A 23,360-nucleotide genomic window follows, 5' to 3' on the forward strand; every position below is an offset into this window, starting at 1 on the left:
CGGTGAATAGCGCCCAAAAATTGATCAATAATCCAAATAGTGGGTTATTTTATCCCCCTGCATCCACCAAGATGTGGGGGGATTGCAAATTAAGAAAGCTTTTCATAGATTAGACCTCTTCCCTCTGGCTGAAAATGCGGTTAAAACAATAATTTTAGCCAGCTTCAAATTGTAAGCCTCAGAATTTATTCTGAGGCTTACTTGTGGACGATGCCAAAATTCTCCAATAGGTCTATTGTAAAAATATTGTGTGGTATATTTAGAGCTTTTACCTATTGTGAATTGAATCATCCGATTTAAAAAACGCTAGGATTTACCGCAAAACTTCACTCAGCTAAATTCTCTACGTGACAATTATTTATGAATGTTAGTACCGATCAGACACTTATTCACCAGAAAATATATGCGAAAGAATTACGTTCTCTGATGCCACCTGAAGCATTTATCGCCGATCCAAGTAAGTTAATTATCTTGTTCATTAATCTGGCAATTTTGATTCTAGGCTGGATGATAGCGGCGCGGTTAGATTCTTGGTCGCCATATCTTTTATGGCTTTATCTACCTTTAAGCATCATTATGGGCAATAGCGTGGTTGTCTTACTATTTAGCACCCACGATTTGATGCATGGTAGCGTAATTAAAAACCCCCGATTAATCTATATCCTTAGCTTTTTAGGGCTAACAATGTTGTGGATGCCACCAACGTTATGGAAAGCAGTTCATAACCGAGTACATCATAATCACACTAATGATTTAGGCGACCCAGATCGCAATTACTTATATGAACAGTCTGCAACCTGGGGAAAATGGATTCAAGACTTATTTGTGCCTTCAACTGAAGTCAATCCTATATGGTTCATAGTGGGATTGACTTCTGCCTGGGGAGTACATACTTTTCGTAATCTGACATCTGTGCTGTTTTTCAATCATGAATCCGTCGATTATGTTCCTGCTGCATTTACAGTTAGTGCTAAAGATCGTCGAGCGATCGCACGGGAATTATTGATGATGATAATGATTCATCTGAGTATCATAATCTATCTCCAATTTGAACCCATAAAACTTATACTCGGTTACTTTTTACCGATTGCAATTGGTTATGCTGGAGTAATTTTTTATATTTATACAAATCATTTACTTTGTCGGATGACCAGCGTTAATGATCCACTGATAAATAGTATGTCTATCCGGGTTTATAAAATATTTGACCTGTTGCATTTAAATTTTTCTCACCACACTGAACATCATATTTTTCCAGGAATGAACTCTGACTATTATGTTCTGGTTAGGGATTTGTTAGAAAATCACTATTCTGAAACCTTTAATTTATTGGATGCTGGAGAGGCTTGGTATTTGCTGTTGAAAACTCCCCGGCATTATAAAGATGAAAATACTCTTACAGATTGGTCAGGAGAAAAGTCTGTTCCTTGTCCGACAAGCGACAATTAAAAAGGTTTATTGCGAAAATATTTTTAATTCATAACTCTTAAATTGGAGTACTCCCCTACATAAACAAAGATGTGGGGGATATTTTTTGTAAAGTTGTACTTGTAGTTGCCTATGAAACGTTTATTTTATAAGCTATTCTCACCTCAAATACCATCGCTTCTAATGCTTCCATCAGGCATAATGGTTTCATTAAAAGTAGCTCTCTTGCAACGATTAATACTAAAATAACTAGCTCCTCTAAAATCGGCATGGCTGAGGTTGGTATCGTCAAAAGATGTTTCCGTCAAAATAGCTCTTCTCAAGTTGGCATGACTGAGATTAGCATCAAAGAAACCAGTTTGACCGCAAACAACTCCACTCAAATCAGCCCCTTCCAAATTAGCTCCTGTCAAAGCGGCTTCACCGAGACGCGCTCCCTTCAAGTTGACATAGCTCAAGTCGGCATAACTAAGATCAGTCCAATCCAGACTAGCGTTACTGAGATCGGCTTCCCTGAAAATAGCCCTGCTAAGATTCACGTCCAGCAAGCGAACTCTTGGCAGCTTAACTCCAGTAAAATCTCTCTCCCCAGCAGCATATCGCTGCAACAACTCTTCGGCATTCATCCTTCAACCCCTTCATTCCCTTTGAGATTACTTCTCTTTATCTTTCTCTAATGCTTCCTCGATCGCACGACGACAAAATTCTGGAGGATCATCCTTGGTGGATAGTTCTTCCTTCATAGTCTTGGTAATGCGTAAGTTAATCCTTTCTGTTAATGATTCTTCTCTATTTGATTTGATTGGTTGTAAATTTTGTGGATTCCCTTTAGGATTAGGCATTATTGAGAAATATAAATAAGGCTTGATTTACTTGGTGCCAAAACAATAAATTGATTTTTGGTGGTTGCTACAACTTGCCGGAAGTACAACCACCAATATCCAATATCAAAAATGGACACTACTATTTTATGTTCACGCGTTCTGAACTTGAAATCAAAACTATTAAAGAATTACGCGACTTGTGTCGCAGATACGGTGTAAAACCTACTGGTAATGCAGGATACAAAACCTCCTACATCGTAACTCTGATGGCATTTCCACTTTTAGCGCTGCAACAAATGAAGCAAGGTAAAGGGATAAAATTCCCTAATTTTAACGCTATCCAAGTCATCAATTCTGCTATAGATGAGATGAATTCACCCACAGATGAGCAAGCAGCACTAATTCGGATAACTTTAGAGGGCAGGAAAATGAGCTATCCTGACCGATATGACCAGGAAAATCTGCTAAATTTGCACAAGGCTAAGATGTCGCTTGAACAAGCTATTGACTTGTTGAGCCAGTAAAACTAATCCTATTACTCTATCCCCTGCATCTACAAGGATGTGGGGGATCATTTTTAGAGTATTAAAATAAATAAGGTATGACTTATTGGCATGACTATATCTTGAGCATGGTAACAAAGTATAAAAATATGCTCATATCTCTCTTTAAGTATTGCTTAATGAATTTTGAGCATATATCGAGCATTTTGACAACTATAAACGCTGTAACTATTCAATTTAGGTATTTATATGTTTCTAGTAACTGGAGCAACGGGAGGAATTGGCCGCAGAGTTGTGCGACTCCTACGACAACGAGAACAGTCTGTGCGGGCATTTGTCCGCCTTAATTCGCGCTACAGCGAGTTAGAACACCGGGGTGCAGAAATTTTCATTGGTGACTTGCTAGAGGAAAAAGATATCCAGAAAGCTAGTCAGGGTGTACGGTATATTATCAGCGCCCACGGTTCCGATAGCGATGCCTTATCTTTAGATTACCGCGCTAATATTGAACTCATCGACCAGGCGAAAGCCAATGGTGTAGAGCATTTTGTCTTTATTTCTGTACTGGGAGCCGATCGCGGTTATGAAGATGCTCCTGTTTTCAAAGCCAAACGAGCAGTAGAGCGATATTTAGCAGCTAGTGGCTTAAATTACACTATTTTGCGCCCAGCTGGATTAGCATCTAACTTGCTACCACTAGTAGAACGATTTCGGGAAACGGGATTGTATTTGCTGGTTGGCGATCGCAAAAACCGTACTTCAATTGTCAGTACCGATGATTTGGCAAGGATAGTTGTGGATTCTGTGACTGTTGAAGGCGCTCGCAACCAGATTTTACCCGTCGGAGGGCCAGAGATTTTATTAAGAGAAGATATTCCCCGAATTTTTAGTCGGATTTTCGCCAAAGAACCAGTAATAATTAACTCACCCCTATTTCTCATTGATGGGTTACAGAGTGCATTAGGTTTATTTAATCCCCAAACCCAAAAAGCTTTGGGAACTTTTCGTACATTGCTAGCAAATGAATTTTTCTGTACAAAAGATGAAATTGCCAATTTAGAGGCAATTTTTAACTTCCAGTTGGAAACATTAGAAAGTTTTTTGCGGCGCTATTTAGCAGTTTGAATAGTCATTAGTCATTGGTCATTCGTGAATAATCAAGGACAAATGACAAATGACAAATGACAAATGACAAAGGACAAAAATATATGGTAAATGCTGCTCAAGCACGTCAGACAAAAGAACGATTCGCCCAACCGGAGGAACAACTTACTTATGAGTTAGGGAAGGCGGTACAGGAATTGCCACCCCTGTACACTAGATTATTAGCGGGAACGATGAGCGCCATCGTCTTTGGGGCGATCGCCTGGGCGTACTTCTCGCAAATAGATGAAGTCGCAACAGCACCAGGAGAATTAATTGCTTCTACACAGGTAAGACCTGTGACATCTTTGGGTGGAGGGTCAATTGTTGCTGTTAAAGTACAAGAAGGCGATCGCGTTACTAAAGGTCAAATTCTGATTCAAAAAGATCCAGACTTGCAAATAACCGATGTTTCTCGTCTAGCCAAATCTACCAGATTGATTCAAGACGATTTACAACGTTTGGATGCAGAACGCACCGGAGTTAAAACTACTGGGACGAAACTGCAAGATGAACTTTTAAACTCCCGCCTGCAAGACTACCAAGCACGTCAAGCAGCGGCGGAAGCAGAAGCAAATCGCCAAATAGCACTCATCGATCAAGCTAAAGTCCGCTTGACTCGATTGCAAGACAATTTAGTTAATGCCAAAAGTAGCTTTGGGAATGCTCAAACCAACCTTGTGAATGCAGATAGCATCCGAATTAAAATTGAAAGTAATTTAGCCCTTGCTCAAGAAAGGGAAAAAAGCCTACGCACTCTAATTACTCCTGGCGCTGTACCTCGTGTCGATTACCTGGATGCCCAAGAAAGATTAACTCGTGCAAAGACAGAAATCACTAGAGCGCAAGATGAAGTCATCAACGCCCAGAATAGAATCACAGAGGCTCAAGATAAAGCCACATCATTAGAAAAAGATATTGCTGCCCAAGTCCAGGAAATTCGCCAAGCAGAACAAGCTTACAACGCTGCACGCAGTCAGGCCCAGCGTGTAGCATCAGAACGCCAAAGCGAAATTTTGACGCAGTTTAATAAGCGTAAAGAAGAACTGACAACTGTACAAGGTCAATTAGAGCAGGCGAGGAAACAACAAGCTTTAGAAACGATTCAGGCTCCCGTAGCCGGTACAATTTATAAAGTCAAAGCCACCAAAGGGCCAGTACAATCGGGTGAAGAATTGCTGTCAATTTTGCCTGAAGGGGAAGAAATGCTTCTAGAGGTAAAAGTTCTCAACCGCGATATTGGATTTATTCGTCAAGGAATGAAGGCAAAAGTGAAAATGGCGACTTTTCCTTTCCAAGAATTTGGGATTGTGGATGGCGAAGTTATGCAAGTCAGTCCAAATGCAATTGCTGATAAAGAATTGGGTTTAGTTTTTCCGACGAGAATTAAGCTAAATAAACACGCAGTGAATGTTCGAGGTCAAGAAGTAGAATTTACACCAGGGATGGCTGCTACAGGTGAAATCGTCACTCGTAAAAAGTCAATTTTGACATTCATCACTGAGCCTGTGACACGGCGGTTCAATGAGGCATTTTCCGTTAGGTAGGAAAGTCTGCTAAATCGGCGATCGCTCCGTTATCTCCTTCATCTTCACAACTGGAGTTTAGACTAACCTATGATAAAATGACCCAACAGCATTGAGTTGACAATCTATACACCCATTGCCTGGGAAACCCGTCTTGGGGTCATTTTAACCTCTGACTTTTGCTAGGGGAGAAGGTTGTCAGTCACAATATCAGGCTTCAGCCAAAGTTGCCAAGTTATTAATGGTAGCAAGTCACTCCAGTGTTCGCACTGTTCCAGGGAAAAACCACAATTGAAATGCAGTAGTAAAGTTTTCAATTAACATTTCATCATCTAAAGTCAGTTCAGACTTTTTCAAAGTTTTAAGGTATCTGTATCGTTTAAGCGCTTTTTGCTGTTGATAGCCTCTATCTGTTTCAAGGTGCCAATTGTTGTAGTCCTTCGGCATACTAATTACGTTTCCAATTAAGAGGAAAGTCCTGCTTGACGATTAGCATCAACTAGCTGTTAACTGCTCAGTTGAAATTTCATGAAGTTCTGTAAAGCTTAACATTGTCTTTAGATTTTGTCAGCACTGATGTGGAATTGATTATAGGACTTACGCAAAAAACCTCTCTAACTCTTATTCCTCTGTGTTCTCTGCGTTCTCTGTGGTTTGATTTTGCGTAACCTGTGCGTAAGTCCTAAATTAAAAACTTGTTGCAATGCTTACAACGCCGCTCTATTACAAAAACCTCATTCCAACTTATGTATCGCATAACCCACGCCTAAAAACGTAAGGATTTAGCTTGCTAAACCCCTACATTCATTCACGACTGATGAGCGAGTTGGTTGATTTTCTTAACCAAGGAATATTAACTGCAAATCGCTGTAATTTTCAAGTCATACCCAAGAATTTTCTATACTGATCTATTTGTTTTTGGATTTCCTCTAGTTGTTTGCCAAAATCGAGATTATTCTCATCCTCATTGCTATTCACGTTGATGCTGCTCAAATTATTGTCATAGTTTTGGAATTGCGACCATAATTCTGGATTGGCTAATCCAGAACTATCTGCGGCTGATGTCAGGTATCTTGTAGTTTCTGCGTGGGTGTAGCCCGTCATAGGCATCGCCTGAGCGATCGCAGTGCTAAAATCAGAATTATTCCAACTAGTGGTAGTTTCTGGTGTTAGAGATTTTCCTGTTTCTGTAATTGCCTGACCGATTCGAGACCCAAAATTGGAACTATTAAAACTAGAGCTTTTAGTTTGTGTCTTATTTACTGCGGTTTCTGCAATCACCTGACTTGCTAGAGAACTGACATTAGAAAGATTCAAACTAGAGTTTGTAGTTTGCGTACTGTTTCCTGCGGTTTCTGTGACAATCTGACGTACTTGGGCATCAGTCAGGTTGGGGTTAGCACTAAGCATCAGGGCAACAATGCCAGCAACGTGGGGAGCAGCCATAGATGTGCCGCTATAAGTTGCATACTGATTATTCGGAACTGATGAATAAATCTTGACTCCTGGAGCGGTGACGTAAGCGATTGGATTTGTTCCAGAGCGGTTAGAGAAGTCGGCCAAATTATTATTCTTATCTACTGCCCCAACGGCAATTCCCGACTTGGATGCATAGCGGGCGGGATATTCTGGTGATGAGCCACCATCATTACCTGCTGCCATGACGACAATCACTCCTTTACTGCTGGCATAGTCAATGGCTGACTCTAGAGTGCGATTAGAAGATGAGCCTCCTAAACTGAGGTTAATCACATTAGCTCCATTATCTACAGCGTAGCGAATACCTTTAGATATGGAACTATAGGAACCAGAGCCAGAGCTATCTAAAGCTTTGACAGGCATAATTTTGGCATCGTAGGCAATACCAGTGACACCGTAGTTATTATTTTCTCCTGCGATCGTGCCGGAAACATGAGTACCATGACCGTTGTCATCTAAAGTGTTGTTGTTTTGATCGGCAAAGTTCCAACCGTAAGTATCATCAACATAGCCATTGCCATCATCATCTATACCATTACCCGCAATTTCCTTGCTATTCGTCCAGATATTATTTTTTAAATCCTCGTGGTTGTAGTCAACTCCAGTATCTACAACAGCGACAACAACGCCTTTACCTGTGTATCCATGTGCCCAAACTTCCGGTGCTTTAACCAGGTCTGCTCCCCAATTATTGCCACCAAGATCGGGAACATCAGCAAAGGTTTTCTGATTAATAGCTCTAGCCACTGCTGCTGCTCCATTAATCAAACCATAGCCATTAGTGGGGTTATAATTTTGAGTGCTAAAAGTATTACTAGGGTTACTGCTATTTTCAGATTTCTCTTTGTTTAGCAACTGCACATCAGCATCGGCTGATTTATAGCTACTACGTCTGCTGAAGTTGAGGCCGTAGTCATCTTTCGTATTCAAGCTATCTAATGAGGAGATTGAAGTGACATTGAGCCGTTTATTTGACAATATATTGTTATTAACATCATCAATGTGCATAAGTTTTTTCTCAAAGATAGCAACCGATTTTTGACAGTTTGAAGCCTTGAAACCTTGACAATCAGAAGATTTCAATCAATGTGATAAGAAGCTTCATTGTCAATAATTACTATGAAATTTCAGAACAAAATGCTAATTCTATTACCAAAAAACACTCTGAAAATTACAGTTTTCATTAAGAGTAAAATTCTCGAGTAAATCTTAAATATTGGAGGTGTATTAATGGAGACTAATCCAAAAATAATAATAGGACGTGATGACTCAATACAGTTTAGTTAAGCCTAAAACTCAACTTCTACGTAGGTTGGGGAGCCACTGGATTACGGGGTTCCCCCCGTTGAAGCAAGTGGCGTTTGAGGAAAGAAACCCAACACTTGCGTGACTTTGTTGGGTTTCACTTCGTTCTACCCAACCGACGATTTTCTTAACTGAACGGTTTTTCAACCCAGTGAGAGGCAGGGTTAAGGGTTAAGGATCGCCTCGTCAATCGCCTAATAGCGCGTCACTCTATTAACTCTCTGCCAACGAGGATAATAATTTTGCAATACCTAATCTGTCTTGTAGTGCAAGTGCAACCAACCACTATGCAATGCCTGAGTTACTTACTAAGTAAAGCTGTTATCAATAAAACAAGGAAATCAAAACCCCGCAAGTGAAATTGTCAGGTTTGCTGATAAAATTTACTCAGATGCAGACCTTATTGTGCATGATTTAAATCTAAAAGGCAGAATTGAAATCATAACCGCCGAAACACGCATTAAAGCAGATAAAAATTCTATTTATAAATTCCTTCTTTCTAAACAAGATATTGAATAATAACCCCGCCTTCCCACGCTTACCAGCGATTGCCTAACCGCGTGCCTTTCTCTCTTCAAAAAAAGCGAGAAGTGACCAAAGTTAATGCATTCATTTATTATTAGATAATATACTTAATAATTTTATGTCTAAACATAACTGTCCTAAGTGTCGAAAAGAAATTCGATATAATGCTGAATATTGTTCTCACTGTGGTTGTAATATAAAGGCTTATTATGCTTCCTTAGAGGTAAAATATCGTTGCAAAAAGTGTGGTACGTCATTTATATTCAAGCCTGGTTCAAATTACTGTGATAAATGTGGAAATCCTTTGAAATATAATAAGGATAAACAAAGTTCCGTAAATTTAGGTTCACATACAACTAGCAGAGCATCAAGCAGTAAAGGTGATTGTTTTATTGTTACAGCTTGTGATGCTGACGAAGATATTCTTCATTCTTTCTATGTATTTAGAGATAATATTCTTCTTACTTCATCCACGGGTAAAACAATAATCAAATTTTATTATAGATATTCACCTGGAATTGCAAATGTTATTAGAAGGTCAAAACTACTTAAGATTCTTATTTTATTTTTACTTGTAAAACCAATTGAGTTTGTTTTAAGAACATTTGTAATATCTAACGCTCTTTAATTAATCTTATGAGATAATATTCTGGAACCCTTGCTATTAAAGGCTTTACGTAATAATTAATGTTTCGGGCTTTGTGTGAGAATTTGAAAGTATTTACACCACCCAGACTATAGCAAGGGTAATTATTGAAATCAGCAAAATTAAAATGGCGAATGAAGTTGTGCTCCATTCGCCAAAGGCTATCCTTAAGCCGCTTTGCAAACGTTAATCTTTTATTTAGCCATAAGCTTTGAGTTAGTTAAATCTATTAAATGTTTGCTTGCTGCCGTTGATATAGCGACCAATACAAACCCTTTTGTTGCAACAATTGTGAGTGAGTACCACGTTCGGCAATCACGCCTTGCTCCAATACCAAAATCAAGTCAGCACGTTTGAGGGGAGCAAAGCGATGAGCAATCAGGAACACGGTACGGTTGGCGGAAATTTTTTGCAGGTTTTGCAGTACTTGTTGTTCAGTTTCACTATCCAAGGCGCTAGTAGCTTCATCCAAAACTAAAATCGGCGCTTGGGAAAGAAATAGCCTTGCTAGGGCAATACGTTGTCTCTGTCCACCAGATAAAGCTGTACCGCGTTCGCCAACATTGGTTTCATAACCATAAGGTAATTGACTGATGAAGTCGTGGGCCACGGCTAATCTTGCCGCTTCTACTACTTGCTCTGCGGTAATGTCAGGACTACCGAGAGTGATATTTTCCAAAATAGAACCATTAAATAAAAAGTCTTCTTGGAGAACTACACTAACTTGTTGCCGCAGTGAGGCTAAATCGGCACTTTTTATATCAAAACCATCAATCAGGATGCGTCCTGATTCAATTTGATAGAGGCGTTGCAATAACTTAGATAGAGTACTTTTCCCAGAACCGCTACGTCCGACAATGCCAACAAACTGCCCTGGTTCGGCACTGAAAGAGATTCCCCGCAGAATTGCTTCAAAATTAGGTCGGTAGCGGAAAAATACTTGCTCGAAGGTGACTTGTCCTTTCAGGGGTGGCAAAACTAAGCCAGTTCCCAGTTCAGCTTCTGGGGAGACGTTGAGAATATCACCAATGCGATCTACAGAAAGTAGCACTTGTTGAAGGTTTTGCCACAACTGTACTAAGCGCAAAAGCGGGCCTGTGACTCTACCAGACAGCATTTGAAATGCAACAAGCTGTCCGATTGTGAGCTTTTGTTCGATGACTAACTTGGCTCCAAACCAGAGAATCAGCATGGTGGATAAATTCGTGAGAAAGTCACCAATGTTGCTGCTGATATTGGAGGTGGTAGAAGCTTTAAAGCTTGTGCGAATGAAGCGGGCAAATAAGCCTTCCCAGCGATCGCGGGCTACTGGTTCGGCTGCGTGGGCTTTAACGGAGTGAATTCCTGTGATTGTCTCTACTAGAAACGATTGACTATCGGCACTGCGGTTAAAAGTTTCGTTGAGCCAGTTACGCAGAATTGGTGTTGCAACTATCGTTAATGTGGCAAATAGCGGCAGTACTGCTAAAGCCACAAAGGTGAGTGGGATATTATAATAAAACATCAATGCCAGGTACACCACAGCAAAGATGCTATCCAAAATCACAGTTAATGCTGTACCTGTGAGAAACTGACGAATTTGTTCGAGTTCCTGGACTCTTGCTACTGTGTCTCCGACGCGTCGCGACTCAAAATAAGCCAAAGGCAAACGCATCAGATGGCGAAATAGCTGTGCTGATAAACTCAAATCCAGACGACGAGCTGTATGGGTAAAGATAAATAGGCGCAGAATGCCCAGTATAGATTCAAATATGGCTACGCATAAAAGTGCCAGCGCCATCACATCAAGAGTTGGCAAACTACCCTGCACCATCACTTTATCAATGACGACTTGGGTAATTAGCGGTGTTGTTAACCCCAAAAGCTGCAAGGTAAAAGATGCTAACAATACTTCTGTGAGCAATCCTTTATACTTCCAAACTGCTGGGGTAAACCAACTCAGGTTAAATTTTTCTTGCTGGGATATGAGTTCTACTTGCCACAATCGTCCATCCCAACATGCCTCAACTATCGACTGCGGCAAGCTTTCACAAGTCCGTTCGGGGTTTAGAGGGTTAGCGATGATTAAGCGATCGCCCTTAACGCCATAAGCCACTACCCAGGATGGACTCTGGGGTGAGTCAGAACTCCATAGCAATAAAGCCGGAAATGACAACTGTCGCAATTCACCCCAACTCACTTGTAACCGCCGCATCACTAACCCTAACTTTTCGGCTGCTTCGACAACCTGTTTTGGGCGTTGTCCTCTGAGTTGGCGCTGCACCCATTCCAGTTGCACAGAATTTTCTAACTGTTGCGCCACCATTGTTAAACAGGCAGCAGCAGTGTTCCAGCTGGCAACAAACGGATAAATTGAAGCGATCAGATTGGCGGCTGGGAGTCCTCTTTGGGGTTGGAGGCTATGAGGGCTGGAAGTCCCGTCTGAGGCTGATGTTACTGAAGGAGTGGCAGAGAAGGAAAATGTCTCCCTTTGTCCCTCCATGTCCACTGGTAACACTTGCCAAAATTCCTGAATTTGTGGGTGAGAAAATTCTGTCCACAGTGCAGTATCCCAACAAACTACTACTACTTCTTTACTAGCAGCTACAGCTTTAAAATCCGCAGATAGCTTTTGGAAGTCGCCAAACCAATCCCCCACATCTAGGGCGGCTATTGGTTTGCCAACGCCTTCTTCTCGCAAGCGGACTTTCCCAGCCACAATTAAAAATTGATAGCCACCGATATCGTTTGACCAAATTTTTTCTCCAAGACGATACTGGCGCGTTTGACACTCATTTTCCAATCGGGATTGTTGTTCGGGAGTCAGCCAGCATAGCGGTGGCTGATTCCAAGGCAAAGAAGCTAGCACTTTTAATCGTAAAGATTCATTATCCAGAATTTTTAACTCACTTGTAACTTGACTGTCAGTTTTTGAATTTTCTCTGCTAGCCATTTTTCAAACAACTCATTTTGTAGTGCTTGCTGTAGTTGAGTATCTTCTAAAGACGCTGGTAGAAATTGTTCTACTCGAAACAAACCATAAGGCCCTTTTCCTTGGGGAGAGTCTTTGCCAACGATTTCTATTGGCCCGATCAATTGTCCAGGACTGGCCACATCAATAGCTGCCCGTAATATATCCGGCATACTACCTCGGCTGACGATTCCCATCATGCCATTCACAATTCGGTCATCTGAAAGGGAATACTCTTTAGCTAGTTGCTCAAAACTACCTCCTTCTTCAATTTGGGTTTGGAGTTCGTCTGCCAATTCTCGATTATCAACAACAATCCGGGAAAGTACCACCCGATCCAAGAAAATTTTGCGCTCAATAAAATATTCTGAGAGTTTTGCTTCCGTGACTACAGCTTTCAGCTTTTCTAACTTGTAACCAAAAGTGACCGATGTGTGAAAGGTACTGTAATCTGTATTATTTGTCTTTAACCATTCTTGAAAACTTTGGGGGTCAGTGAGTTGATTTTTCAGCCTAAAGTCAATTATTGACTGTTCAGTTATTGCAGTACCAATTTCAATATCATCTCGTGTTCGGATTTCTTCCTCAATCACGTACTGCCGGAGAATATCCCCAATGAACTGTCCCAATTTTCCAGAGGCTTGCAGGTACTTTACTGCTTGCTCTATAGAAATTATTTGGTCATTAATTGTCAAAAATGATAAAGATTCCATGAACTAATTATGTGAAAATTGTTAAACACTTATAGGACTTTTAAATTAAATCATATAGAAATCATCTAGTCATTAATGGATAAATACAATAAAGATTCCATGAACTAATTACATCTAAATGGTCAAAAAATTATATAGCTAATAAATAAAATAATTTGCCACGATCACTTTTACACTATAGCGGGGACAAAATCAGGATTGAAAACATTAGTGGTGGCACAGTAGCAAAGCAAATTAGTTATTTTCTACCAATGCCCAATGCCCCACCTAAACAGAGTAATTGTTTCTTCTCGGTCTAATTAAATGAAAGTTATCCATGTCCAAGCAAGTAGCACAGATGCGATCGCACCAATTAATGTATTAAAAATATTTACTACTTCATTGGTCAGCCAGGTATACTTAGATTGCAGTGTTGCGCCAATCACACTTTCTAAGTTGGTAGCAATGAAAACTGCCAGCACACACCAAGCTACTCCCAATAGATCGATTAAGCCAACTCCCCAACCCACAAATGCGATCGCTACAGAAGCCACAATCCCAGCTAAAGTTCCCTCCAAGCTTACCGCCCCTTCTGTACCACGAGGCACTGGTTGGAATGTAGTAATCAAAAAGGTGCTTTTACCATAAGCTTTACCGACTTCACTAGCAGTGGTGTCAGCCAGCTTTGTACTGAAACTTGCTACATAGGCTAACAATAATAGGGACTGGGGATTAGGGATTAGAGACTGGGAAGTAGGTACGAGGAATCCCGAATTTATTATTCCTACTCCCAAGGCACACAGGGCCCCAGTCAAAGCCGAACCCCAGACATTTTCTGGGCCTCTTGCCCCAGAACGCTTTTCGGCAATTCCTTCTGCCTCCTTCTGCGCCATACCGATGCGGGTAACGCCAGAACCAACCAAAAAATAAAACATTACTACTACATATCCTTGCCAGCCTAATGTTACCCAAATTAAGATGGCCAAGAACCAGGCGTGGAATAATCCAGCAGGGGTAAGTAGCTTTTTCGGAGCAATCCAAGCTAAACCCAATAAAATTGTGTTTAATACTACTGCTACTAACCAGGGATTTACAGAATCAATTGAGGTTGACATCAGCAATTAATCATGAGTAATTTTGTCTGAATATCAACAGAATAACTAATTTGTGATGCTTAGTGCTTTATTTTTGAAACCTCTCTAAATAAAGTAATATGTTTGTATTATCAACTAAATTGCGTAGGCATAGCTCTCAAAGCTGAGTGTCAAACCATCAATGATGTCTTAGACATACACTGTAATATTGACTAAAGAACGTGCATTAAACAAAATGCAAAACTTCTTTTGAGTTAGGTAAACTCTTCTCCGTAACCGCAGAGTACAGTGGCTGAAGTATTACTGAGTCCCCAATCTTAGTCATAAGCATAAAGAATATAATTTAATATCAATAAAAACTGTGTTCAAGTTAACCACAATCAAAACTTAATAGCATAAATTGTAGATAGCATCAACCACTAGTCTTTTTCACACAAGCTATGAGCCAAACTTTATTCCATTTAGCTTTCCCTGTAAATGACATTGCCCAAACAAAAGTATATTATGTAGATGGTTTAGGTTGCATTCCTGGTCGTGAAAACCACCATGCCCTGATTCTCAATCTCTACGGTCATCAATTAGTGGCTCATTTCACAAAAGAATCTTTGACACCGCAACAAACTATCTATCCCAGACACTTTGGACTAATTTTTACCCAAGAACGTGACTGGCAAGACTTACTAAAAAGGGCACAACAACAACAGCTACTTTTTCGCGAAGAAACCAAAAATCGCTTTGTTGGTTCTCCTCTTGAGCATCGTACTTTCTTTTTAGAAGATCCTTTTTATAACCTCATGGAGTTCAAGTATTATCGTCACCCAGAGGCGATTTTTGGCAGTTACGAACATACGCAAATTGGGGATAGGACTTAATAAATTCGTAATTCGTAATTCGTAATTCGTAATTAAAGATGAATAAATTAAGCGTAGCAAGCATTATAGCTACTGACTGGATTTTAGATTCAGCAAGGGTAGCATAATAGGCTTTGCTAAAGCTGCTGTGACTACCGCTAAACTCCTAGAGTCTGTCAGCATCCAAGGGTGTAGAGTAACTGGTACTATTACTTGGCTTCCTACAGGCATTTGTGAACTATTTGCTGGGACAATCATTAAATCATAAGGTGTCCAGATAGACGTAAAATCTAGCTGCCCCAACATTACAACATCAGAATTTAAATCCTTGAGAAAAATGCTGTCGGGGCGCATTTGTAGGCAACCAGGACGGCGGGAACCATAAGCAACCACAGTTCCATAATGGGGCGAAGAGATGGTAATAAATCGCTGCACGCGGTTAATTCCTCCCAATCGCTGAACATAGTAACGGCTGACAATTCCTCCCATGCTGAAGCCTACTAAATCTAGGCGTTGTTCTGGTGCAAAGGTCGCTGTAACATAATCGGCTACTTGTTTTGCCAATCGATCGAGACCCACATTACCATTATTAGGTACGAGATCCAGGGAATATACAGACCAACCCTGTAGTTTTAATTGAGCCGCCATTTTATAGAAAACTGCTTCTGTGTCGTCAATGCCGTGTATTAACAAAACGGGATTGCGTTGTTGATTTTCAATGTTCATTTACAAAATCTAAACTTAATTAAAGAGTGTATTTCACTTTTGTAGGTACATACTGCTCTACAAACTGAAGCTATTGCTTTTCGGATTCTTTAAAAGATATTGTTGCAAACAAAACTGAAATGCTTTCAAAGATAATCTGTATAAAGTTTTACAAATTAATCTAGCCATCTGCCATTCGACTATGACACTCTTTCCACTGGTTGAAAGTAAACTGCTTGTTTAACTTCAATTGGGTATTTACCAAACAAAGAAATGTTAATTATTGTAAAGCTTGCTTTCAGAATCTTGCTCTTAGCTACAGTAAAATTTAATAATTAATTCTCGGTGTGTGCAGGTTGCAAATGCTTGCAATAGAACATTTGCCCTGTGGTTTTACTACAATGTTAATTAAGCACAAGGCTATAAGGGTTGTCACCAGAGCGAAGTGACGCCAATTAGATAATGTAACATTCTGTCGTAATTTTTAACAATTACGGTCGAGTTCAAAATATAAAAGGTAAAAGGCAGGAGTAATTGTAATGGATTTTATCAAAAGGTTAATTTCAGGTATTCAGGGTTTCCTTGGCGGTATTCTGGGTTTCATTACTGGACTGTTACCAGGGAAGAAGAAAAGCAACGGCTACTTCTTAGAATTGGACGAAGCAAAAGATGCTGCCAAAGATGCTGCTAAAGAGGTAGCATCGAACGCAAAGAAAGTAGCAGAGACAGTTACTTCGACAGTTGCATCGAATGCTAAGAAAGTAGCAGAGACAATTTCATCAGAAGCACCAACTCCATCTAAGCCAGATTCGTTGAATGGAACAAAAACTGCGGCTGCTAAGTCTAAGACTAAGGAAAAATCAGCTAAGAATCCCAAACCAGCCGATGTTCAACTAGTCCAGACTGCTGAGGGTCTTAAAGTTGAACCGGGCAAAAAAGCAAAAGCCGCAGCAGCCAAAGTACTCAAAGAGCAGCCAACTGAAACAACCTTTGCACCAAAATATCTTGCCCCTTCGGCTACTAGCTCTAATGGTCGTCGTCGTCCAGGGGCGAATATGAGTGCTTATCTAGACATGGCACGCCAAATTAAAACACCTAAATAATTTATATAGACCGTAAATTTACGGTCTAGATAGATTAAACGTGAAGATGCAAGTTTAAGATAACTTTGCCAGTTGTAGATGAGGAAACTCTCCAAAGTAAGAGCGATCGCTTAATTTTTTCTACTACAATCGCATCTTTTAGGTTCGAGGTTTCCTCATCCAAAACTACCCGTTGTACACGACCTTTATTGACGGTGAATTCAAAGACAATTTCACCACTGAAGCCAGAAGGAAAGTTTAGTTGTTGAAGGTGTTGGGTTAAGTCAGCAATTTCTGTGTTATCCAAGCCAGTAACGCCGATCACCTCTAACTGATGGTTGATGGCTGTGTCTAATATTTCATCTTATTCCATCTCCTCGAAATCAAAGCTCAAAGATATCTCGACTTCTTTAGCTACTGGAGATTGTGGCGATCGCTTTTGCCGAAGAAAATCTGGAGCTTCTGCTAAGGCTGGTGCTGATAAGCTTAAGAATTCCATTTGACCCGCAAAACCACCAGATGGAGGACTGCCAAACACTCCTTAGTAACTAACTGCTTCTGGCATTTCTACTGGCACCTGCATAGACACGTATTTGCTTCCTAGTTCAACCCGCACGTCATCACTGACAGCCACAAAAGCGGTGTATTGAGAAAGCAGTTGATAAGTTAAGGCTGTTTCTGTAACTGCTTCTACACCAGCTTTAGTTTCAAAACTCACCATTTGATTCATCAAATCTTTAATCCGAGCGCGTCCCCACAACTGCGCTACAGCAAGATTTCCTGTTTCTTCAAATATAAGGTGAAACGTTTTTTCGTAGTGCTTACCGCCCGCAGCAATGCCGGATATTTGAAGATTACCACTAGCTCTATCCTGTTTGCGACCAAACAAAACTAATGGTTGTTGGCTGAATAAATCAGGCGCTACCTTTGGGTAAATCACAGACGATTCTGTGTCGCCTTGCCAAGAGATTTGAATATTCGTGAGTACAGGATTGTTAATTTGCTTATAAAACTTTTCGGCAACTTCTTCTATAGGTTCATCATGACGAATAATTCGAGATATTCCCCGACCAATTTCGGCGATGCGATTTAGTAAAAAACGATTAACTGAACTACCAGCGCCAAAACTGTAAAGGCGATTTCCTGGTTGTAGGTGCTGTTGTACTTCTGCCAAAATCTCATTTTCGTTACCAATGTAGCCATCAGTTAGAAGTACAACACTACGTAATCTTCCGGTTGGTGTGGGGAAATTTATGGCTGTACGAATGCCACTAAGCATTTCTGTGCTGCCATCAGCTTGTAAATTGTTAATGTAAGCGATCGCTTGGGCACGATTTTCTGATGTATTCGGCAGAGGTGTTGGCGATAACTGCCTGACTCTATCGGAAAAATCGATAATTGTGAAAGTATCGTTGGGATTCAACCCATTAATAAATCGCCGCATCAATTCCTGATACTTTTGCAACGGATCGCCAGATTGGGAACCAGAAGTATCCACCAAAAATACAACATCTTTGGGGACAATTTCATCAGTGGAATATTCCAAAGCTGGAATTAAATATATGGCAAAATGTCCGCCGCGATCGTCGGCTTGCGTCCTTCTTATTTCGCTTTTTCGTAAATTTGTTGGGCTTATTCACGTTTTTTAATATTACCTTTGATGATGCGATCGCCTATTTGGATTTCCATATCATCTATCGCCGCCTTATCAGGTAACGGAAAGATATACACTGCTTCTAAAGGCTGCGTGAAAGGATTTTCAAAGCTTTGGATTACCTCAACTCGTGACAAGTTACCCGCAATTTTTGCTATAACTTCTGTGTGCTTGAGTGGAAAAACTAGCTGCTCTCCTTGAGTAGATTGGACGTACAAACCTCCTAGCTGTTGGTTTTTAGTACTGACTGTATTCATAGATTCGATATAACACTTCGATTTGATTTGTGAACTTAGTTCTTCAGGTAGGTAATACGAATTACGAATTACGAATTACGAATTACGAATTATTTAACAAACACTAATCCACTATATAAATGAAAAGCTGAGTCCCAATTAGTCTGTTCCCTACGAAACAGATCAATGTGAGACTTGATATGACCCAGCATTTCTGTTTGATCTAATGTTGTATCTGCAAAGGACGTGAAATCTGACCAAATTTTGACTTGAGGTAGTTGCTGGTCAATCCAACTCGATAAACTATTCCAATTAATTCTGATTGTATTTTGGCTAGCTTGGGGAATGATTTCTAAACCTTGCTGAAATTCATAGCCGTTATCATAAAGTCGGAGAATGCAGCGTCTACCAGATATGTGTAAATCACAAAACTGGGCATAGTCTTGTGTTTGAGTTTTCCATTCCAGTTTACGGCGGGCATCAACATCTACAACTTGTTCAAAAATTGGCAAAAGTCCTACTACTCTTGCTGTGACTTCTGACCAGTCAAAGGTGAGAAAACCGAGTTGATTTACCTCGTTACGACAAACAACAGTAGCTTGTGGGGTAGATGCTTGGAAATGTTTGACTTGATAAACTTGAATTTGCTGAATTTGAATTATTGTTGCCCAAAAGCAAGGAATACTAGCCTGCTGTAGCTGTTTGCCATAAAATTTTAGTTCTCCTACTTGGCCAGTGCGGTATAACCTCCAGCCACGACTCGGCAGTATTAATCGTGCAGTGTAGGGGTCTAGCTGCATAATCTGGGCGAATTTTCGAGACGCTTCTGTTTTCAGTTCGTTACTGAGTGGCTCTAAAACTAGTACGCCAAGTTCAGTGTTATTTGGTTCAGATTTTGCTTGGGAAATAGCTCTTTGTCTTTCTTCTAGCTCAATTTCTTGTAGCCGTCGCAAACCTTGACGTGCTAGCGTTACTATTTTGGCATTCCTTGTATCTCGCAGCAGTTGCCGATAAATTTTTTCTGCATCTTGGTGCTTTTCAGTTACTTCATGTAGCCGACCGAGATAATATTGTACCCAAGGATTTTCGGGTGATTCTTTTTGCAGCTGTTTGAGTAATTTAGCTGCTGTTTGATAGTCTTTATGCTCAAAGGCGATCGCAACTTGCTCAATCATCACTTACTTTAAATACATGTTGGAGTGATGTCTCGCGCAAAAGTAATTTTGCGTGAGCTATAAATCATTTATACTTCATAAGCTGCGGTAATCAAGGATAATGCTACTACTGGGGCTGTAACTGCTCTCAGGATGCGGCGACCAAGGGAAACGGGTTGAAATCTAGCTGACTTCGCATTCTCAATTTCTTGTGTTGTCCATCCCCCTTCCGGCCCAGTAGCAATGATAATCTCCTCAGAGATGCTACTCAGCACTTTGTTTAAATGGGGATACTCTCCACGAGCCTCACAAATATAACGGTTACTTGTCTGATTAGTGCTGACAGCAGTATTAAAAGCAATAGGTTCTAAAATTGTCGGCACAAATGAGCGCTCTGATTGCTCGGCGGCTTCCGCAGCGATACGCCGCCAGCGTTCGAGCTTTTGAGGACTAGGATGAAGCAAAGTGCGATCGCTCAATACTGGTGCAATACAAGCTACTCCCAATTCTGTACAACACCGTACCACTTCATCAAATCCATTGCCTTTGGGCAACGCCACCATCAGCGTAATCGATACAGGTAATTCAGTTTCTACTACAAGTGGTTCTAAAACCCGTGCTTGTTCCCCTGCTAGCTGCGCTAACCACCATTTTCCTTTACCATCCATTGCAATAAAGCGATCGCCTTCACGCAAACGCAACACACGCCCTAAGTAATGCTGTTGTTCTTTGGTGAGCAAAATTTGCCCTTGTTGGAGTTGGGAAGGTGCGATCGCAATTCTTTGCAGTTGAGACATTTTTCTGAATAAATTATTGCCCTGCTATAGATATCTCCTGTCTAACCCAGGTGCGGAAAGCACAAGTTGCTGCTATTTGTCCAACTTTTTTGCTTTCTTGGATAAATCGGGGAATCTCTGTCACCAGCACAGGCACAAAAGTTGGACTGCGATCGCTTTGGGAGTATTGTTCACTATTAAGGGTGTAGATTCTCATCACATTTCCGTTATACCGCCAGAATTCTGGGACTCCCATTGAAGCATAAAGGGTCAACTTGTCTATCTTGGGTCTAGAATATTCCACTTACAGTACTATATCTGGTGGTGGATCTGTATTCGGGTCAATATTTTCTTTGTTGCGGACTAACAATTCATTTTGGATATAGTAACTACTGTCCGGCTCGGCTCCTTGCTCTAAATCATCGCGCGTCATAGTCAACGAGCCAGCGCTTTTAACTTCTAAACCAAATTCTTCACACAGCACAAGAACAAAACCTTCAATCAGACGGTTTGAGTTCTCGTGTGGCATCTGCGGCGTCATAATTTCTACAATTCCGTTGTCATAAGCTAGCCTTTTATTTCGCTCAGATCCCATATCTGCCAGCATAGCTTTGAATGTTTGCCAGCTAATGTTTTGCAGCACATCCCTAGTTTCTGCAAATTTTGCTGTCGTTACCATAGTTCAGTTTTCCTGTGGATGTGTTACCTAACTGTGTTAGGACTTATGCCAGAGAGACACAGACGGATTTATCTGTGTCTCTCTTTGATTTTATTATCTTCAATTTTTCGGCTTAAGAAAGATTCTGGAAGTAAGCCTCTAGTGCTTCAGTAACTAACTGAGTCATCGGCTTACCTTGACTTTCTGCTACTTCCTTCAACTTGCTATAAACCTCTTCTTTCAAATTCACCCGATGGCGTGATTTATTTGCAGCATCGGCTGTTTGGGGTTCGTATGTAGCAGCAAATTCGCGGATGGCATCAAAACCAACGCGATCGCAAAAATCACCAAACTTTTCCTTCGATTTCCGAGATTTCTTAAAGTAAACGAAAATCGGCTCTAAGAAGGTTTCCAAGTCATTATGATGCAGCTTTTCTATGTAAGGTTGTGCCAGTCGAGTCTGATTTGGCGAACCCCCTAACCATAATTGGTAAGATTCTGGAGCGCTACCGACAAAGCCCAATTCTGCTAAGTAGGGACGAGCGCAACCGTTGGGGCATCCTGTCATCCTAACCACAAAATGTTCTTTTTGTAAACCTAATTTATCCAACAGAGCGCGAATCCGCTCCAAAATACCCGGTATTGCGCGTTCTGATTCCGTGACTGCCAAACCGCAAGTAGGCAAAGCCGGACAAGCCATTGCATACCGTACTAAAGGTTCGATTTTGCTAGGGTCGTCTCCGACACCGTGACGGCTGAGAATGTCTTGAATAGCTTCCTTGTTATCTGGTTCGATATCGTAAAAAATCAGGTTGTGGTTGGGTGTCAGACGGATGGGTAAGTTGAACTGCTCGACAATTTCCCGCAAGGCGGTTTTCAGTTGAAACGAACCTTCATCCTTGATTCGACCATTGTCAATGGAAATTCCTAAGAATAGCTTGCCATCACCTTGTTCATTCCAGCCGAGGAAGTCGTGATATTTAAACTCTGGCAGTGGTTTGAAAGCTTCAACTGCTTTACCAAAATATTCTTCAACTTGGGTGCGGAATTTATCTACACCCCAATCGTTGATTAGATATTTTAATCTGGCATGACGACGATCGGTGCGATCGCCATAATCTCTCTGGGTAGCAACAATCGCTTTCACTATGTCGTAAACGTCATTCTTCGCCACATAACCGATGGGGTCTGCTAACCTAGCGAAAGTTTCTTCTTTACCGTGTGTTCTACCTAAACCACCACCAGCAAAAATATTAAATCCTTCTAGCTGTTTCTTCTTATTAGTAATTACTACCAGCGTCAGGTCTTGGGAATACAAATCTACCGAATTATCCCCTGGCACCGTCACGCAAATTTTGAACTTGCGGGGCATATAGTGAGTGCCATAAATGGGTTCTTCGTTGTTATGGATAATTGTGCCATTACCATTGCGCTGTCGCGCCGCCTTCACCTCAGGGTCTTCTTCAGCACTAATTGCTTTTTCCCCATCCAACCAAATTTCGTAATAAGCACCTGTTTGCGCTGAGAGCAAGTCAGCGATATTCTGGGCATACTCCCAAGCATACTGATACTCTGGGCGATTCTTAAATGGGGCTGGTGGTGCCATCACGTTGCGGTTGATGTCGCCGCAAGCTCCCAAAGTCGTACCCAGGTTCTTGACAATTGTGGCGATTGCTGTCTTGAGGTTCTTTTTTAAAATTCCGTGCATTTGGAAACCTTGACGGGTAGTTACTCGCAAGGTGTGGTTGCCATACTCATCAGCTAGTTTATCTAAAGCCAGATATAGCTGCTGTGGTACTAAACCACCGGGATTTTTGGTCCGCAGCATAAACTGGTAATCTTTTTCCTGTCCCTTGGTGCGGTTGTCGCGGTTATCCTGCTGGTAAGAACCGTGATACTTCAAAAGCTGCACCGCATTTTCGGTAAAATGGGTAGTGTCTTGAAGGATCTCAGTTGCTACAGGTTCACGCAAAAAATTACTATTTTCCTTGATTCCTTCGAGTTTAGAAGGCTTACGGCTAGCGATGGGGGAAGGAGCAGATTTAACCATTAGACTTGTATAGTATTCTCAATAAAGCATTAGTAGACGCCGAATCAGCACCCTTCGGCTACTTTATCCCCGGTAATCC

General features: G+C 41.0%; 22 protein-coding genes and 1 pseudogene. 7 read left to right on the forward strand and 16 right to left on the reverse strand.

Annotated features, from left to right (window positions below; genetic code table 11):
* The first annotated feature begins 360 nt into the window (after positions 1–360).
* A complete protein-coding gene (locus ACFE93_RS02020) occupies positions 361–1,449 on the forward strand; it encodes a fatty acid desaturase family protein (protein ID WP_375471780.1) in 1,089 nt (362 codons plus the stop codon).
* A 143-nt stretch (positions 1,450–1,592) separates the two neighbouring features.
* Here ACFE93_RS02020 and ACFE93_RS02025 read toward each other — a convergent pair whose 3' ends face one another.
* Positions 1,593–2,054 (reverse strand): pentapeptide repeat-containing protein, encoded by a 462-nt coding sequence (locus ACFE93_RS02025; protein ID WP_375471781.1) that lies wholly within the window; start codon positions 2,052–2,054, stop codon positions 1,593–1,595.
* A gap of 27 nt (positions 2,055–2,081) precedes the next feature.
* Entirely contained in the window at positions 2,082–2,270 is a 189-nt protein-coding gene (locus ACFE93_RS02030; RefSeq protein ID WP_335172959.1) for a hypothetical protein, read from the reverse strand.
* Positions 2,271–2,398: 128 nt separating this feature from the next.
* Between ACFE93_RS02030 and ACFE93_RS02035 the strand changes: the two genes are divergently transcribed.
* The 3 genes from ACFE93_RS02035 to ACFE93_RS02045 all read left to right on the forward strand — a co-directional run bounded on the left by ACFE93_RS02035 (position 2,399) and on the right by ACFE93_RS02045 (position 5,445).
* Entirely contained in the window at positions 2,399–2,776 is a 378-nt protein-coding gene (locus tag ACFE93_RS02035) for a hypothetical protein (protein ID WP_375471782.1), read from the forward strand.
* Between the two features lie 228 nt (positions 2,777–3,004).
* Entirely contained in the window at positions 3,005–3,880 is an 876-nt protein-coding gene (locus tag ACFE93_RS02040) for an SDR family oxidoreductase (protein WP_375471783.1), read from the forward strand.
* 56 nt (positions 3,881–3,936) lie between these two features.
* A complete protein-coding gene (locus tag ACFE93_RS02045) occupies positions 3,937–5,445 on the forward strand; it encodes an HlyD family efflux transporter periplasmic adaptor subunit (RefSeq protein ID WP_375471784.1) in 1,509 nt (502 codons plus the stop codon).
* Positions 5,446–5,676: 231 nt separating this feature from the next.
* Here the strand turns inward: ACFE93_RS02045 and ACFE93_RS02050 are convergent, their stop codons facing one another.
* Positions 5,677–5,871: a hypothetical protein gene (locus ACFE93_RS02050; RefSeq protein WP_375471785.1), complete on the reverse strand. Its 195-nt coding sequence runs from the start codon at positions 5,869–5,871 to the stop codon at positions 5,677–5,679.
* Positions 5,872–6,300: 429 nt separating this feature from the next.
* A complete protein-coding gene (locus ACFE93_RS02055) occupies positions 6,301–7,911 on the reverse strand; it encodes a S8 family peptidase (protein WP_375471786.1) in 1,611 nt (536 codons plus the stop codon).
* 940 nt (positions 7,912–8,851) lie between these two features.
* On the opposite strand from ACFE93_RS02055, the gene ACFE93_RS02060 reads away from it, so the two are divergent.
* Positions 8,852–9,361 carry a CFI-box-CTERM domain-containing protein gene (locus ACFE93_RS02060; protein ID WP_375471787.1) on the forward strand — a complete coding sequence of 170 codons (510 nt, stop codon included), beginning with the start codon at positions 8,852–8,854 and terminating at the stop codon, positions 9,359–9,361.
* Between the two features lie 247 nt (positions 9,362–9,608).
* Here ACFE93_RS02060 and ACFE93_RS02065 read toward each other — a convergent pair whose 3' ends face one another.
* From ACFE93_RS02065 to ACFE93_RS02075, 3 genes are all read right to left on the reverse strand, one after another.
* Positions 9,609–12,311, reverse strand: coding sequence for a type I secretion system permease/ATPase (locus ACFE93_RS02065; RefSeq protein WP_375471788.1), 2,703 nt, complete (start codon positions 12,309–12,311; stop codon positions 9,609–9,611).
* On the reverse strand, positions 12,260–13,042 hold the full coding sequence (locus ACFE93_RS02070) for a peptidylprolyl isomerase (RefSeq protein ID WP_375471789.1): 783 nt from the start codon (positions 13,040–13,042) through the stop codon (positions 12,260–12,262). Before ACFE93_RS02070 ends, ACFE93_RS02065 begins: the two co-directional genes overlap by 52 nt.
* 299 nt (positions 13,043–13,341) lie before the next feature.
* The gene (locus tag ACFE93_RS02075; protein WP_375471790.1) at positions 13,342–14,136 is read right to left on the reverse strand and encodes a TIGR00297 family protein; all 795 of its coding nucleotides are present in this window, start codon (positions 14,134–14,136) and stop codon (positions 13,342–13,344) included.
* A gap of 419 nt (positions 14,137–14,555) precedes the next feature.
* On the opposite strand from ACFE93_RS02075, the gene ACFE93_RS02080 reads away from it, so the two are divergent.
* Positions 14,556–14,987: a VOC family protein gene (locus tag ACFE93_RS02080; protein WP_375471791.1), complete on the forward strand. Its 432-nt coding sequence runs from the start codon at positions 14,556–14,558 to the stop codon at positions 14,985–14,987.
* Positions 14,988–15,056: 69 nt separating this feature from the next.
* Here the strand turns inward: ACFE93_RS02080 and ACFE93_RS02085 are convergent, their stop codons facing one another.
* On the reverse strand, positions 15,057–15,692 hold the full coding sequence (locus tag ACFE93_RS02085; RefSeq protein ID WP_375471792.1) for an esterase/lipase family protein: 636 nt from the start codon (positions 15,690–15,692) through the stop codon (positions 15,057–15,059).
* A 518-nt stretch (positions 15,693–16,210) separates the two neighbouring features.
* Between ACFE93_RS02085 and ACFE93_RS02090 the strand changes: the two genes are divergently transcribed.
* Entirely contained in the window at positions 16,211–16,774 is a 564-nt protein-coding gene (locus ACFE93_RS02090) for a hypothetical protein (protein WP_375471793.1), read from the forward strand.
* Positions 16,775–16,808: 34 nt separating this feature from the next.
* Here ACFE93_RS02090 and ACFE93_RS02095 read toward each other — a convergent pair whose 3' ends face one another.
* The 8 genes and pseudogenes from ACFE93_RS02095 to sir form a co-directional block, all read right to left on the reverse strand.
* Entirely contained in the window at positions 16,809–17,060 is a 252-nt protein-coding gene (locus tag ACFE93_RS02095) for an after-VIT domain-containing protein (RefSeq protein ID WP_375471794.1), read from the reverse strand.
* A gap of 57 nt (positions 17,061–17,117) precedes the next feature.
* Positions 17,118–17,291 carry a hypothetical protein gene (locus ACFE93_RS02100; RefSeq protein ID WP_375471795.1) on the reverse strand — a complete coding sequence of 58 codons (174 nt, stop codon included), beginning with the start codon at positions 17,289–17,291 and terminating at the stop codon, positions 17,118–17,120.
* 3 nt (positions 17,292–17,294) lie between these two features.
* Positions 17,295–18,299: a VWA domain-containing protein gene (locus ACFE93_RS02105; protein ID WP_375471796.1), complete on the reverse strand. Its 1,005-nt coding sequence runs from the start codon at positions 18,297–18,299 to the stop codon at positions 17,295–17,297.
* Between the two features lie 86 nt (positions 18,300–18,385).
* Entirely contained in the window at positions 18,386–18,664 is a 279-nt protein-coding gene (locus ACFE93_RS02110) for a VIT domain-containing protein (protein ID WP_375471797.1), read from the reverse strand.
* An 89-nt stretch (positions 18,665–18,753) separates the two neighbouring features.
* Positions 18,754–19,818, reverse strand: coding sequence for a tol-pal system YbgF family protein (locus tag ACFE93_RS02115; protein WP_375471798.1), 1,065 nt, complete (start codon positions 19,816–19,818; stop codon positions 18,754–18,756).
* Positions 19,819–19,886: 68 nt separating this feature from the next.
* Positions 19,887–20,594: a 16S rRNA (uracil(1498)-N(3))-methyltransferase gene (locus tag ACFE93_RS02120; protein WP_375471799.1), complete on the reverse strand. Its 708-nt coding sequence runs from the start codon at positions 20,592–20,594 to the stop codon at positions 19,887–19,889.
* Between the two features lie 13 nt (positions 20,595–20,607).
* Positions 20,608–21,252, reverse strand: a pseudogene (locus ACFE93_RS02125) (Uma2 family endonuclease).
* Between the two features lie 112 nt (positions 21,253–21,364).
* Positions 21,365–23,281, reverse strand: a complete 1,917-nt coding sequence (gene sir / locus ACFE93_RS02130) for a sulfite reductase, ferredoxin dependent (RefSeq protein WP_375471800.1) — start codon at positions 23,279–23,281, stop codon at positions 21,365–21,367.
* Positions 23,282–23,360 lie beyond the last annotated feature (79 nt).

The organism is uncultured Nostoc sp. (genome assembly GCF_964247315.1).
Classification (GTDB): Bacteria; Cyanobacteriota; Cyanobacteriia; order Cyanobacteriales; family Nostocaceae; genus Nostoc.